The organism is Streptomyces sp. NPDC054975, from assembly GCF_053609105.1.
The window spans coordinates 32,058-45,698 of sequence record NZ_JBSGWV010000003.1 but is presented as its reverse complement, the minus strand read 5'-3'; the positions used below and the strand labels follow the sequence as shown (position 1 = coordinate 45,698).

General features: G+C 71.4%; 12 protein-coding genes. All 12 read right to left on the bottom strand.

What is annotated here, in order from left to right:
* Positions 1 to 30 precede the first annotated feature (30 nt).
* Positions 31 to 645 (bottom strand): FMN reductase, encoded by a 615-nt coding sequence (locus ACWF79_RS05065; RefSeq protein ID WP_453726647.1) that lies wholly within the window; start codon positions 643 to 645, stop codon positions 31 to 33.
* Positions 642 to 1,727, bottom strand: coding sequence for an LLM class flavin-dependent oxidoreductase (locus ACWF79_RS05060; protein ID WP_453726646.1), 1,086 nt, complete (start codon positions 1,725 to 1,727; stop codon positions 642 to 644). Before ACWF79_RS05060 ends, ACWF79_RS05065 begins: the two co-directional genes overlap by 4 nt.
* A 111-nt stretch (positions 1,728 to 1,838) precedes the next feature.
* On the bottom strand, positions 1,839 to 2,675 hold the full coding sequence (locus ACWF79_RS05055) for an alpha/beta fold hydrolase (protein WP_453726645.1): 837 nt from the start codon (positions 2,673 to 2,675) through the stop codon (positions 1,839 to 1,841).
* A gap of 134 nt (positions 2,676 to 2,809) precedes the next feature.
* Positions 2,810 to 5,563 carry an ATP-binding protein gene (locus ACWF79_RS05050; protein ID WP_453726644.1) on the bottom strand — a complete coding sequence of 918 codons (2,754 nt, stop codon included), beginning with the start codon at positions 5,561 to 5,563 and terminating at the stop codon, positions 2,810 to 2,812.
* Positions 5,560 to 6,447 (bottom strand): carbohydrate ABC transporter permease, encoded by an 888-nt coding sequence (locus tag ACWF79_RS05045; protein ID WP_453726643.1) that lies wholly within the window; start codon positions 6,445 to 6,447, stop codon positions 5,560 to 5,562. The genes ACWF79_RS05050 and ACWF79_RS05045 overlap by 4 nt, the downstream gene beginning before the upstream one ends.
* Complete coding sequence (locus tag ACWF79_RS05040) at positions 6,444 to 7,409, bottom strand: carbohydrate ABC transporter permease (RefSeq protein ID WP_453726642.1); 966 nt, start codon at positions 7,407 to 7,409, stop codon at positions 6,444 to 6,446. The genes ACWF79_RS05045 and ACWF79_RS05040 overlap by 4 nt, the downstream gene beginning before the upstream one ends.
* Positions 7,409 to 8,740, bottom strand: coding sequence for an ABC transporter substrate-binding protein (locus ACWF79_RS05035; RefSeq protein WP_453726641.1), 1,332 nt, complete (start codon positions 8,738 to 8,740; stop codon positions 7,409 to 7,411). The genes ACWF79_RS05040 and ACWF79_RS05035 overlap by 1 nt, the downstream gene beginning before the upstream one ends.
* A gap of 104 nt (positions 8,741 to 8,844) precedes the next feature.
* Complete coding sequence (locus ACWF79_RS05030; RefSeq protein WP_453726640.1) at positions 8,845 to 9,570, bottom strand: alpha/beta fold hydrolase; 726 nt, start codon at positions 9,568 to 9,570, stop codon at positions 8,845 to 8,847.
* Between the two features lie 59 nt (positions 9,571 to 9,629).
* Entirely contained in the window at positions 9,630 to 9,944 is a 315-nt protein-coding gene (locus ACWF79_RS05025) for a GNAT family N-acetyltransferase (protein ID WP_453726639.1), read from the bottom strand.
* 46 nt (positions 9,945 to 9,990) lie between these two features.
* Positions 9,991 to 10,743: a GPR1/FUN34/YaaH family transporter gene (locus tag ACWF79_RS05020; RefSeq protein ID WP_453726638.1), complete on the bottom strand. Its 753-nt coding sequence runs from the start codon at positions 10,741 to 10,743 to the stop codon at positions 9,991 to 9,993.
* A 14-nt stretch (positions 10,744 to 10,757) separates the two neighbouring features.
* Complete coding sequence (locus ACWF79_RS05015) at positions 10,758 to 12,653, bottom strand: amidohydrolase (RefSeq protein WP_453726894.1); 1,896 nt, start codon at positions 12,651 to 12,653, stop codon at positions 10,758 to 10,760.
* A gap of 2 nt (positions 12,654 to 12,655) precedes the next feature.
* The gene (locus ACWF79_RS05010; protein WP_453726637.1) at positions 12,656 to 13,609 is read right to left on the bottom strand and encodes an alpha/beta hydrolase; all 954 of its coding nucleotides are present in this window, start codon (positions 13,607 to 13,609) and stop codon (positions 12,656 to 12,658) included.
* Between the last annotated feature and the right edge of the window lie 32 nt (positions 13,610 to 13,641).

Genomic DNA, 13,641 nt, shown 5'->3' with positions numbered 1-13,641 from the left:
ACCCCGCCGTCGCCCGGCCCGGGGCCCGTCTCAGTCGAAGCGCAGGTCGGCGAGTTGCCGTTCGAGGACCGTGACGTCGTCCTCGAGCTCCTCCCCGGCCGGGCGCGCCGCCATGAGCGTGGCGAGCTCGGCGCCCGCCCGGCGGACGCGGCCGGGCAGGCCGTCGGTGTACTCGTCCCCACCAGAGCCCCAGTCCTCGGAGGCCGCGAACACGGCGGTGGGCACGACGACGGCGCGGAGGTAGGCGAAGAGCGGGCGCACGGCGTGCTCCAGCACCAGGGAGTGGCGGGCGGTACCGCCGGTCGCCGCGGTCAGGACCGGCTTTCCCGTGAGGGCGTCCGGATCGATCACGTCGAAGAAGGACTTGAAGAGACCGCTGTAGGAGGCCGCGAACACGGGAGTCACGACGATCAGGCCGTCGGCCGCCGTCACCGCGTCGATCGCGGCGCTCAGTCGCGGGGGTGGGAATCCGGTCACGAGGTGGTTGGCGATGTCGCCGGCCAGTTCGCGCAGCTCCACGACCTCGGTGGACGCCTCGTGGCTCCGTCGGGCGAGTTCGTCGCGGGCCGATTCGGTGAGCCGGTCCGCGAGCAGACGGGTGGAGGAGGGGGTGCTCAGCCCCGCGGAGACGACGATCAGCTTCACGCGGCGGACACCTCCCGGGCGGCGCGCAGGGACGCGTGCGTGGGAGCCTCCGGCACGTCGGCCGGACGCCCTTCGGCGAACTCCCTCCGCAGCACGGGCACCACCTCTTCGCCGAGGATGTCGAGCTGTTCCAGGACGGTCTTCAGGGGCAGGCCCGCGTGGTCCATCAGGAACAGCTGGCGCTGGTAGTTTCCGACGGTCTCCCGGAACGACAGGGTCCGTTCGATGACCTGCTGGGGAGAGCCCACCGTCAGCGGCGTCTGCTCGGCGAAGTCCTCCAGCGACGGGCCGTGGCCGTACACCGGCGCGTTGTCGAAGTAGGGCCGGAACTCCCTCACGGCGTCCTGGGAGTTCCTCCGCATGAAGACCTGTCCGCCCAGGCCGACGATCGCGTCCTCCGGCCGGCCGTGGCCGTGGTGGGCGAACCGGCGCCGGTACAGCTGCACCATTCGCCTGGTGTGGTCGGCCGGCCAGAAGATGTTGTTGTGGAAGAAGCCGTCGCCGTGGAAGGCGGCCTGCTCCGCGATTTCGGGGGACCTGATGGATCCGTGCCAGACGAAGGGCGGGACGCCGTCCAGGGGCCGCGGTGTCGAGGTGAAGGCCTGGAGCGGCGTGCGGAACGTGCCCTCCCAGTCCACGACGTCCTCGCGCCACAGCCGGCGCAGCAGCGCGTAGTTCTCCCTGGCGAGATTGATGCCCTGGCGGATGTCCTGTCCGAACCACGGGTAGACGGGACCGGTGTTGCCGCGCCCCAGCATGAGGTCGACCCGACCGTCGGCCAGGTGCTGGAGCATCGCGTAGTCCTCGGCGATCTTCACCGGGTCGTTGGTGGTGATCAGCGTCGTGGACGTGGACAGGATCAGCTTCTCGGTGCGGGCCGCGATGTAGCCGAGCATGGTGGTCGGTGACGACGGTACGAACGGCGGATTGTGGTGCTCGCCGGTCGCGAAGACATCGAGGCCGACCTCCTCGGCCTTGAGTGCGATGGCCACCATCGCCTTGATGCGCTCGCGTTCGGTCGGAGTGCGGCCGGTGGTGGGGTCGGGGGTCACGTCCCCGACGGTGAAGATGCCGAACTGCATGGGTGTCTCTACTCTCCTGAGCTCGTCCGGTTCCTTCACCGGAGAACCGGCGAAACCGGGGGCGGGTGACGCCGGGGCTCCGGCGTCACCCGGTGGGTCAACCGTGCGGCGTCACTTCGCCAGGAAGGCGAGGAGAGCGGTGTTGACCTCCTCGGCGTGGGTCCACAGCAGACCGTGCGGGGCGCCCTCGATCTCGACGTAGTCGGCCGACGGCAGCGCCTTGTGGAAGGGGCGCGCGGTGCCCTCGGCCGGCAGGATCCGGTCGGCGGTGCCGTGCAGGATCAGGGCCGGCACGTCGACGGCGGGGATGTCGGCGCGGAAGTCCGTGTACCAGGTCGCCGGCGCGGCGGACGCGGCGAAGGAGCCGCCGCGCGCCGCGGTGTTCCAGCTGTTGCGGACGGCCTCCTCGCTGATGCGCGTGCCCAGGTTGTCGTCGAGGTTGTAGAAGTCGTTGAAGAAGGCCGTGTAGTAGGCGTACCGGTCGGCCTTGACCGCGGCGACGACGCCGTCGAAGAACTCCTTCGGGGCGACGCCCTCCGGGTTGTCGTCGCTCTTGAGCAGGCAGGGCTCCAGGGAGGCCAGGAAGGCGACCTTGGCGACGCGGGCGGAGCCGTACGTGGAGACGTAGCGGGCGACCTCGCCGGTGCCCATGGAGAAACCGACGAGGACGGCGTCGTTCAGGTCGAGCGTCTCCATCACGGTGTTCAGGTCGGCCGCGAAGGTGTCGTAGTCGTATCCGGTGGTCGGCTGCGAGGACTGCCCGAAGCCGCGGCGGTCGTACGTGATCACGCGGTGGCCGGCTTCGAGCAGAGCTGCGCTCTGGCGCTCCCACGAGTGGCCGTCGAGCGGGAAGCCGTGGATGAGGACGACGGGCTGCCCGTCTCCCTGGTCCTCGAAGTACAGCTCGACGGGGTTGGTGTTCTCCTGGCCCACGGTGATGTACGGCATGGGGATGCTTCCTCGATTCGGGGTGACTGGTCCGCGCGTCGGCGCGGCGCGGTATGCCCGTCACGCTAGGACCGGTCGCGCACCTCCTCTTGCCGTCCCGCGCACCACCCCTTGCACAGGGACGCAGAGGTCACTCAGTCGCCGGTGGCCGTTCCGGCGTCGTCCTCCGCGAGGACGATCCGGGCCAGGTGGACCCGGGAGCGCACCGCGAGCTTGCGGAAGATCGACGCCAGATGCGTGTTGACCGTGTGCGGGGAGACGACGAGTGCCTCCGCGGCCGACCGGTTGGTGTGACCCGCGGCGATCAACCGGGCCACCTTGCGTTCCGAGGCCGTGAGCGCGTCCCACCCCTGGTCGACGCGCGGCCGGCGGCGCCCGGTACGCCGACCGGATCGGCTGGTGGCCCGTTCCAGATCGGCCCGGACCCGGTCGGCCTCGGCGTCGGCCCCGGCCTGGGCGTAGATGGCGTGCGCCCTGGTCAGGGCGGGTGTCGCGGCGGAGTCGCCTGCCGAGAGGAGAGCGCGCCCGAGGTCGGCGGACGCCGCAGCGAGGTGCAGCGGCCGGGGACCCGTGCCGAGGATACGGACAGCCCGCTCCAGGAGTCCCTGGTCGGCGTTCACCAGGGCGGACGCGTGGGCGGCCGTCCCTTGGGCGGTCGGCACGGTGGGGTTGCGGGTGGCGTGGTCGCCGGCCTGGGCGGCGAGGTCCTCGGCGAGGTGCCGGTCCCCGCCCCGCACGGCGATCCGCACGGCCTGGACGACATGGGGGCGCAGGAGCCGCCACCGGAGGAAGGGGTGGTCGCGCTGCACGGACCGAACGAGTTCGGCCGCCACCGCGTGGTCGCCGTCGGCGTCCGCGACGACGGCTTCGAAGTACTGGTGTGTGGCGTGGTTGCCGGTGTTCGGCCGGTCGGCCACGGTCGCGCGCACGACGTCCAGGTGTTCCCGCGCGGCTTCGCGGTCGCCGCGCAGCATGGCGAGGAGGCCGCGGTTGACGCGGATGTTGACCAGGTTGCTGGGCACGTGGAGTTCCGCTTCGAGACGCCCGGCGGTGGCGAAGTCGGCATCCGCGTCGTCAAGCCGCCCGAGCCCCAGGTTCAGGGTTCCCTGGGCCCAGACGAACATGGCGGGGCGCAGGGGAGCGTCGCCCGCCGTCCGGAGCAGTCGCCGTACGGTGTCGAACTCGTCCATGTGGATCAGGGCGACGGCCTCCTCGGGAAGGAAGGCCGCGTCGAACACGCTCAGCGCCGTGTGGTGTTCGACGGCGGCGGCGCAGTCGCCCGCGTTGAGGGCGATCTCGCCGAGACCCCACAGCGCGAGGACGCGGGCCTCCCGGTCACCGGCCAGCTCCGCCTCGGCGAGCGCCCGTTCGCCGGTCTCGCGCGCGGCCGTGAGGTCGCGTCCGCGGGACCGGGCCAGTGCCTGCCGGGCGGTCAGGCGGGCCCGGATCACCGGGTCGGTGACAGCTGCCAGTGCCGCGGTGGAGCGGCGGGTCAGCTCCTGGATGTCGTCGAGGTGCCACAGCACGTCACCGAGTACGGACTGCAGACGGGCGAAGACGTCGAGGGGCGGCCGCCGGGCGAGCAGCGCGTCGCCGGTGTCCCGTGCCTGCGTGTACCGGCCCGCGCGGGTCAGCGCGACGATGGCCCGTTCTCCCACGTCGTACGCCAGAGGCGCACGCGGCGGTACGAGTTCCAGGGCGCGTACGGCCAGATCGGCGGCGAGGTCGGGCATCACGGCGCCCACGTCCGTGGCGGCCGTGCCGAGCAGTCCGATCGCCTCCATGTCTCCGGGCTCGGCGCTCTTCAGCAGGTGCGGGACCGCGTCGACGGAGCTCCGGCCCACCGCGACGAGCACCCTCGCGGTCTCCCGGTGCAGCGCCCGGCGTACGGAGGGGGCGAGGTCGGCGTACACCGCCTGGCGGAGCAGGTCGTGGCGGAACAGCAGGCGTTCGCCGTCGTCGTGGAGGAGGGCGGCGGCGATCGCCTCGTCCACTTCGGCGCTGAGTCCCGAGGCGGGTCGGCCGCAGAGGGCGGCGGCGTCGGCGAGCGAGAACGCGCGGCCGAGGACCGAGCCGATCCGCAGGAAGTGCAGGGTGTCCGGCCGGAGGCCGGCCAGTCGGCCGCGTACGCCGAGGACCAGCCGCTCGGGCGGTTCCGGCCCGTCCGCACCCGACGCCGCGATGCCCGCGAGCGTCTCGGCCGCGAGGAAGGGGTTGCCGCCCGCCCCGTCGAGGAGCCCCTCGACCCGCGCCGGCACGTCGTCGCCGAGGACATCGCGTGCCAGCTCGGCCAGGGCCGTACCGGACAGCGGCCGCAGCGGGAGGGTCGTCGCCACCGGCCCCTGCCCGTACAGTTCCGGGTCTTCCCGGCCCGTGAGCAGCCAGAGGACCGGGGAGCTCAGCAGCCGTGCCGGCATGACACTCAAGGCGAACCGGCTCAGCGGGTCGGCCCATTGGACGTCGTCGACCGCGATCAGTACCGGTGTACCCGCCGAGCGTTCCTCGATCAGCTGGGCCAGCCGTTCGACGAGCCAGATGCGCTGGTCGTGGTGGCCGGCGAGGTCCGCGAAGTCCGCGCCGGCCAGCAGCGGCGGGTCGCCGTGCAGGAGGCCCGAGGCCAGTGAGGCGAACGGTGCCAGCTCGTGCAGTTCCTCGGCCCGTCCATTGCTGACAAGGAATCCGTGGGAGCGCGCGAGCGAGACGGTCTCCTGCAGCAGCGCGGTCTTCCCGATCCCGGGCTCGCCCAGGAGCAGCGCGATCGCTCCTCCCTCGCCGTCGCGCACCGCCTCGACCAGGGCGCGCAGCCGCTCCAGCTCGGCTTCGCGCCCCCGCAACCCGGGCCGGCTCAGCCTCATCACGCCTTGTTCCTCGGGCCGGTCGGGGCTCATCCCTTGACCGATCCGGCGAGCAGTCCTCGTGCGAAGTGCCGCCGGAGGGAGAGGAAGACGAGCAGCGGGACGAACCCCGCCACGAAGGCTCCCGCGGTGAGTCGCTGCCACTCGTTGCCGTACGTCCCGGCCAGGCTCGCCAGTCTGACCGTCATCGGCGCGGTCTCGGCCGTTCCGCCCGACAGCGTCAGCGCGACGAGGAGGTCGTTCCACACCCAGATGAACTGGATGATGGCGAAGGTGACCAGGGCCGGGCGGGCCAGGGGCAGCACGATCCGGAGCAGTAGCGTCCCGTGCGACGCGCCGTCGACGCGGGCGGCCTCGATCAGGTCCCGGGGCAGCCCGGCCAGGAAGTTGTGCAGGAGGAACACCGCGAACGGCAGCGCGAAGACCGTGTGGGCGAACCAGACGTGACCGAACCGCGCAGGGCCGGTGAGATTCCACGCGGGCAGGAACAGCCAGCCCTCGGAGAAGAGCTTCAGGAGGGGGACGAGCGCCATCTGGAGCGGCACGACCTGGAGCGCGAAGATGCCGACGACGAGCGCGTCGCGCCCCCTGAAGTCGATCCAGGCCAGGGCGTACGCCGCGAAGAAGGCCAGGACGAGCGGGAACAGTACCGAGGGAACGGTGATGACGACGGAGTTGACGAAGTACTCCGCGAGCCGCCCCGACCCGTTCCCGCCGCCCGACAGCACGTCGCCGTAGTTGTCGAGCGTGAGGCGGGGCGCGCCGAACACGGTCCACCAGCCCGTCGTCTTGATCTCCTCCTCGGGGCGGAACGAGGAGAGCAGGAGACCGAGGGTCGGTGTCGTCCAGAGGACCGCGATCACCACGGCGATCGACGTGAAGGCACGGGAGACCAGACGCTCCCGGACGCCGATCACCCCCTCCTCCGCTGCGCCCGGATCTGATGGGCGACGAAGGGGGTGACGAGGACGAAGAGGAGCACGGCGAGCGCCGCGCCGCGGCCCGTCTCGCCGTGGCGGAAGGCCTGGCCGTACATCTCGTGGGCGATGACGCCCGTGTCGAACTGCCCGCCGGTCATGGTCTTGACGATGTCGAAGGCCTTGAAGGTGCCGATCGCCTGGGCGAGGACCACGACGAGCAGCGTGGGCCTGATAGACGGCATCGTGATCCGCCAGAAGATCTGTCGGGGGGACGCGCCGTCGAGTCGGGCCGCCTCGATCAGCTCACCGGGAACGGCCCTGATCGCGCCGGCCAGCAGGACGGCCGCGAAGCCCGCCTGTGTCCACACCATCGCCACGATGAGGAACAGGACGTTCCAGGGGGAGTCCACGAGCCATTGCCGCGGTTCACCGCCGAACGCCACGACGAGCTGGTTCAGCAGCCCGATCTGCCCGACCGCCGCAGGACGGTAGGCGTAGACGAACTTCCACACGACACCCGCGCCGACGAAGGAGATCGCCATCGGTGTCAGGACGAGGGAGAGCGCGAACGCTCTGAACCGCGACCGTACGACGGCCGCCGCGTAGAGCAGACCGACCGCGGTCGCCGTCAGCGGCACGAGCACCACCCACGCCAGGGTGTTGCGCAGCGCCACCAGCGCCCGGGGGTCGGTGACCATCCAGACGTAGTTGTCGAACCCGGCCCACGCGTCTCCCCCGCCGTCGGTGAACGACAGGACCAGGGTGCGCAGACCAGGGAGGAGAAGACCAACCGTGAGGAGCAGCAGAGCCGGGGCCAGCAGGATCAGGGCCGCGGCCCTCCTCCGTACCGGCCCCCGATGGAGTGCGAGCAGGATCAAGGCGACCACCGCCGCGAAGGCGGCGACACCCTGGAGCAGATACACCAGCTTGGGCTGCTGGGCGACGGCGTCGAACGACATCAGCGGCTCGGCCAGGACCGTTCGATGGAGTCGGCGACCTGCCGGGTGCTCGCGCCGCCGATCCAGTCGACGGCTCCCTTCCAGAACGTCCCGGTGCCGACCGACGCCGGCATCAGGTCCGAACCGTCGAATCTGAATTGAGTCCCTGGGTCCTGGAGTAGCTGGATCGAGAGCCGGTCGACCGGGGTCGCGGAGTTCGCCGGATCCACGCCCACGTTCGCCGAGACGAACGGGCCCTTCCTCATCCGCGCGTTCGCGAAGTCGGCGGAGGCCAGGTACTCCTGGAACGCCCGCACCTCGGCGCGGTCGGCGAACGCCGAGGTGAACACTCCGCCCCCCAGGACGGGGCGGCTCGCCGGGTCGGCACCCGGCAGGAGGAAGGCGTAGACGTCCTCGTCCGGTCCGATCTCGGTGCCCGTCGGCCACATGTCGGCGTAGAACGAGGCCTGACGGTGCATCGCACAGTCGCCGGAGAGGACCGGTGTGCCGGCCTCCTGGAAGGAGATCGACGCCATCGACCGGGCTGGACCGAAACCCCCGTTGGCGTACCGGTCGTTCTTGAGGATGGACCCGACGGTGTCCATGGCCTTGACCACACGCGGGTCGTTGAACGGGATCTCGTGGGCGACCCACTGGTCGTACACGTCGGTGCCCTGCTGGCGCAGCAGGACGTCCTCGATCCAGTCCGTCACGGGCCAGCCGGTCGCCTCGGCGGACTCGACGCCCGCGCACCACGGCTTGACGCCCGACGCCGCGACCTTCTCCGTCACGGCCATCAGCTCGGCCCACGTGCGGGGAACGCTCAGTCCCCTGTCGCGGAAGAACTTCGGGGAGTACCAGACGAACGACTTCACGTTCGCGACCAGCGGCGTGCCGTAGAGGGTGCCGTTCACGGTCGCGTAGCGGTTCCAGTCCGCCGACCAGCCCTGCTTCGCCAGGGTCGCGACCCCGGGGCTCACGGGCTTGAGCTTCCCGGCCCGCGCGAAGCGTTCCAGGAGCCCGGGCTGAGGGAAGAACGCCACGTCGGGGGCGCTCCCGCCGTCGACCCGGACCTGGATCTGGGCCTCGAACTCCCCGTCCCCCTCGTACTGGACGTCGATTCCCGTGCAGTCGGCGAAGTCCGCCCAGGTCTCTTCGAACAGATCGGCCTCCCGGTCCCGGTTCTCCGCGTAGACGGTGACCTTGGTGCCGGGGTGCTTGCCGTAGCGGGCGTACGGTGCGCAATCCGCGGTGGTGTGCGACCGCGCGTCGCTGTCCTGCGGGGTGCCGCAGGCCGTGGCCGTGACGGCGAGGGTGATGACGGCGAGCGCAAGCCTCGCGCCGAACCTCATGGGTGTGCTTCCTCCGATCGCCCGCCCCATGCTCTCGGCGGGCGTTTCGGAAAGCTACCTCGTTCGAACGACATAGACCAATCGTTCGATGTTCAAGTGTCGGATCAGTGCCCCGTGGACCGGGCCGCGTCCAGGATCAGATCTGCCACGGCCTTGGGCTGGGACAGCATGACCAGGTGCGAGGACTCGACCTCGACGGTGGTCATGCCGGCGCGCCGGTACCCGAATCGCTCCACATCGGGGTTGATCGTGCGGTCGGCGGAAGCCACCAGGCCCCAGGAGGGCTTGGTCTTCCACGCCGCGACCGGCGCCGCCTCCGAGAAGGCCCGCGCGGCCAGGGGGCGCTGGGAGACGGCGAGCACCGCGGCGAGGGCGGGGTCGACGTCGGCGGCGAACAGGGCGGGGAACTTCTCGATCTCCACCGAGACGTCGGTACCGGTCTCGCTGGAGCCGGCCACCGGGAACGGGGTGTGGACGAGCGCCTCGCCGAGACCGGAGTCGGGGAATCCGCCCTGCAGCTCGCCCAGGCTCTCGCCCTCCTCGAGCGCGTATCCCGCGAGGTACACCAGAGCGCGGACGTTGTCCTCCGTCCCGGCGAGGGTGATGACGGCGCCCCCGTAGGAGTGCCCCACCAGGATCACGGGGCCTTCGACGGCACGGACCACCGAGGCGATGTACGCGGCGTCGTCGACGAGGCTGCGGTTGGGCACCGCCGGGGCGATCACCTCCATGCCGGCGGCCGTCAGTTCGGGGATGACGCGGGCGAAGCTGGAAGCGTCGGCGAAGGCTCCGTGGACCAGGACGACGGTGGGGCGGGCGTGTCGGGGCATGAGGGGAACTCCTCGGTGAGCGGACGGGGAAGGTCGTTGTGGCGTGCTTGTGGGGTGGTTCACAGGCCGAAGCGGGCACGGCGTGCCTCGGGCACCAGGTCGGCGTACTCGGGGTGCTTACCGATCCAGCCCCGGATGAAGGGGCAATACGGCAGGACGCGCATCCCGCGGGCCCGGGCGTCGTCGAGGGCGCCACGGGCGAGCAGCCCGCCCAGACCCCGGCCGCCGAAGCGGGGATCGATCTCGGTGTGGATGAAGGCGATCTCGCCCTCGGAGAGGTGGTACTCGGCGAAGCCGGCGGTCCCGGCGCCGTCGTCGCCGGCGACGATCTCGTAACGGGACTTCTCGGGCCGGTCGATGACCTGGGGTTCCATGGGCGTTCCTGTCTGGTCGTGGTGTTACGGAGGCCAGTGGCAGGGGTCAGAGCGTGCGGCGCACGCCCGCCTGGCGTTCCAGGTTGCGGAGCTGGACGGCCAGGTCGCCTTCCACCGCGAGGTGGGCGGGGCCGCTGCGGCCGATGGGCAGGACCTGCTCGCTGCGCATGTCCTCCAGCATCAGCGCGAACGCCGTGTACATCGCGACGAACGCCACGACGAGGCCGAGCGCCCCGGACGTGCGCGTCAGCCATTCGGCGCCGGTGACGCCCGCGAGTCCGGTGGCCGCCCAGCGGGGCAGGGAGACCGCGAGGACGAGCCACAGCGCCCGCTTGGGCCCGGTCACGGCTGTCATCAGCGCGCCGAAGCAGAAAAACGCCAGGTTGAAGACGCCAAGGACCTTCAGGCCGTCGGCCGCGCCGCTGAGCATGATGAGCGAGTAGGGCAGCCAGCTGCCGGCGAACACCGCCATCAGCGTGGCCGCGATCACGTCACGGGCGCCGAAGGCCAGGAAACTGACCAGGAGTTGGAGGACGAAGGCCGGCAGCACCGTGAAGGCGACGGCGGTGCGGGCCTCCTCGCCGAAGATCCCGAGCTGGAGGCAGCCCGTCATCACGGACGCGATGGCGATCGTGAAGAAGCCGAGCGGCATGGGTGAGGCGATGGGGCGCAGGTTGATCCGGGTCATCGACCGGAGGTCCGGCTCGAAACGGCGCCCCGCGGGTGCGTCCGGCGAGGTGCCCACGGCGTCGTCGCCGCTGTCAGCGCCGCTGTCGGCGGTGGGTGAGGCGGTACTCATCGTGTGGATCTCTCTCAGTGCTCGAAGCAGGGGTCGACGAACGACGGTTGGGTGTCGGGGAGGGAGCCGCGTGCGACGCGCCACAGGCGGTGCTGCTCGGACTCCGCGACGGCCTCGGCCACGAGCGAGGCCTGACGAACGCCCCCCTGGCCCGACTGGTAGCCGCCGAAGTGGGCCACCGGGCTCCACTCCGGGCTCACCGGCGGGACGGCCTCGTCGAGACCCTCGTACTCCGAGGTCGCCCAGACGATGCGGCCGCCGACGACGGTGAGGACGGACTCGATGTCAGGGATGACGTCCTCGGGCACGGTGAGGTAGTCGTCGGACAGGATCGCGAGGTCGCCGTACGAACCTTCGCGCAGGGTTCCCTTGACGTCCTGCTCGCCGGTGAGCCGGGCTCCCCCGCGCGTGTAGAGGTCGAGGGCGGTCTCCCGGTCGATCAGGTTCCCCGCCGGGTAGAGCGCGGTGCCGCCGACGGTCCGGCCGGTCACCAGCCAGTGGAGCGCGACCCACGGGTTGTACGAGGAGACGCGGGTGGCGTCGGTTCCGGCGGCGACGGTCAGGCCCTGGTCCAGCATGGCCCGCACCGGAGGGGTGTGGGCGGTCGCCTCGGCGCCGTAGCGGTCGAGGAACGCGGTGCCCTGGAAGGACATCCGGTTCTGGACCGAGACGGCGCCGCCGAGGGCCACGATCCGGTCCAGGCTGCCGGCCGACACGGTCTCCGCATGGTCGAAGAGCCAGCGGTTGCCGCCGGGGAAGAGTCCTTCGGCGGCGAGCTTCTCGAAGACGGCCAGGTCGCGGCGGATCGTCTCGTCGTAGGTCGCGTGGAGCCGGAAGCCCCAGCCGTTCTCCAGCAGGAGCCGTACGGCCTGCTCGAACTCGGTCTCGTACCCCGTGGCGAGCTCCGGACGGGGCTCGGAGAAGTTCTCGAAGTCGGCGGCGGCCCAGGTCAAGTTCTCACCCGCCCCGTTCAGCCGGAGCCACTCGTCCCCGTCCCCGGGCTTGACCATCTCGGTCCAGCGCTTCAGGTCGGCCAGTTCCTGACCGGCCGTCTGCGGGAACAGGTGGTAGGCGATCCGGAGGGTCAGCTCCCCCGACCGGGCGAGGTCGATGACCGTGGCGTAGTTGTCGGGGAAGTTCTGGAACCCGCCGGCGGCGTCGACCGCGGACGTCAGCCCGAAGCGGTTCAGCTCGCGCAGGAAGTGGCGCGTCGAGGTCCGCTTGTCGGCCTCGTCGAGAGCCGGCGCCTTGGCCAGGGTCGAGTACAGGATGAGGGCGCTCGGCGCCGCGAGGAGGACGCCGCTGGGTTCGCCGTCCCGGCCCCGGACGATCTGCCCGCCGCGGGGATCCGGGGTGTCGCGCGTGAATCCGGCTGCCTGTACCGCGGCTCGGTTCATCAGGGCCGACTGGTACAGGTGCAGGACGAAGACCGGGGTGTCGGGAGCGGCAAGGTTCAGCTCGGCGACGGTCGGCATCCTGCGCTCGACGAACTGTTCGGCGGTCCAGCCGCCCACGACGCGGATCCACTGCCCCTTCGGGGTCCGGCCGGCCTGCTCGCGCAGCATGGCCAGGGCCTGGCGCAGACTGCGCACCCCGTCCCAGCGCAGCTCCAGTACGTAGTTCAGGCCGCCCCGGATGACGTGCAGGTGCGAGTCGTTGAGTCCGGGGATCACCCGGCGGCCCAGCGCGTCGACGACCTTGGTGGCCGGCCCGACGAGGTGGGCGAGGTCGTGGTCGTCGCCGAGGGCCGTGACCCGGCCGTCGCGGATCGCGACGGCGCGGGCCTCGGGACGGTCGGGGTCTCCGGTGAACACCTTCGCGTTGCGGACGAGGAGGTCGGCCTGCGCGTGTTCCCGGCGCGGGGCGGGCACCAGACCCGCCACCGGCATGCTCGTCGAGGACCCGGTCATGGTCATGCGAGGGCCTTCCGCAGGGTGTCGACGGCGAGACCGATGGCGAGCTCCGCGCCCTGCGTGTCCCGCAGCGCGTTCAGCATCACGAAGTCGTGGATGACCCCCTGGACGCGTATGGCGGTGACGGGGACCCCGGCGGCACGGAGCTTCGCCGCGTACGCCTCGCCCTCGTCCCGCAGGACGTCGGCCTCGGCGGTGACGACCAGGGCGGGCGGCAGGCCGGTGAGCTGCTCGGTGGAGGCGTGCAGCGGGGAGGCGGTGATCTGTACGCGCTCGGCCTCGTCGGTCGTGTACTGGTCCCAGAACCACTTCATGGCGTCGCGGCGCAGGAAGTAGCCCTCGCCGAACCGGTGGTACGAGTCGGTGTCGAAGCTCGCGTCGGTGACCGGGTAGAAGAGGACCTGGTGGGTGAGGCGGACGTCGCCGCGCTGCTTGGCCATGAGGGTGAGGGCGGCGGTCATGTTGCCGCCGACGGAGTCGCCCGCGACGGCGATCCGGGTGCCGTCGAGGTCCTTGTGGTGTCCCTCGCGGGCGACCCACTGGGCGACGCTGTAGTTCTGCTCGACGGCGACGGGGTAGCGGGCCTCGGGCGAGAGGTCGTACTCGGGGAAGACCACGGCCGCTCCCGTGCCGACGGCGAGTTCGCGGACGAGCCGGTCGTGGGTGTGGGCGTTGCCGAAGACCCATCCGGCGCCGTGGATGTAGAGGATGACGGGGAGCGTGCCGGTGGCGCCGCGGGGCCGGACGATCCGGGCGCGGACGTCGCCGGTCGGGCCGCCGTGGACGGTGATCCACTCCTCGTCGACGTCGGGCAGCGGGACCCCTTCGCTGCTCTGGACGTCGTCGACGGCCTTGCGGCCCTCCGCGACGGGGATCTGGTGGAGGAACGGTGGCTGGGCGGTGGCGTCGGCGAACGCCTGGGCGGCGGGTTCGAGGACCGGACGGTTCTTCATGAGGGGTTCTCCTTCGGGGGATGTACGGGACG

Excerpts from the sequence above, each read along its gene's own strand:
- ACWF79_RS05010 (WP_453726637.1), bottom strand. The coding sequence starts at position 13,609 with ATGAAGAACCGTCCGGTCCTCGAACCCGCCGCCCAGGCGTTCGCCGAC.
- ACWF79_RS05040 (WP_453726642.1), bottom strand. The coding sequence starts at position 7,409 with ATGTCGTTCGACGCCGTCGCCCAGCAGCCCAAGCTGGTGTATCTGCTC.
- ACWF79_RS05025 (WP_453726639.1), bottom strand. The coding sequence starts at position 9,944 with ATGGAACCCCAGGTCATCGACCGGCCCGAGAAGTCCCGTTACGAGATC.
- ACWF79_RS05050 (WP_453726644.1), bottom strand. The coding sequence starts at position 5,563 with ATGAGCCCCGACCGGCCCGAGGAACAAGGCGTGATGAGGCTGAGCCGG.
- ACWF79_RS05020 (WP_453726638.1), bottom strand. The coding sequence starts at position 10,743 with ATGAGTACCGCCTCACCCACCGCCGACAGCGGCGCTGACAGCGGCGAC.
- ACWF79_RS05055 (WP_453726645.1), bottom strand. The coding sequence starts at position 2,675 with ATGCCGTACATCACCGTGGGCCAGGAGAACACCAACCCCGTCGAGCTG.
- ACWF79_RS05060 (WP_453726646.1), bottom strand. The coding sequence starts at position 1,727 with ATGCAGTTCGGCATCTTCACCGTCGGGGACGTGACCCCCGACCCCACC.
- ACWF79_RS05030 (WP_453726640.1), bottom strand. The coding sequence starts at position 9,570 with ATGCCCCGACACGCCCGCCCCACCGTCGTCCTGGTCCACGGAGCCTTC.
- ACWF79_RS05015 (WP_453726894.1), bottom strand. The coding sequence starts at position 12,653 with ATGACCGGGTCCTCGACGAGCATGCCGGTGGCGGGTCTGGTGCCCGCC.
- ACWF79_RS05035 (WP_453726641.1), bottom strand. The coding sequence starts at position 8,740 with ATGAGGTTCGGCGCGAGGCTTGCGCTCGCCGTCATCACCCTCGCCGTC.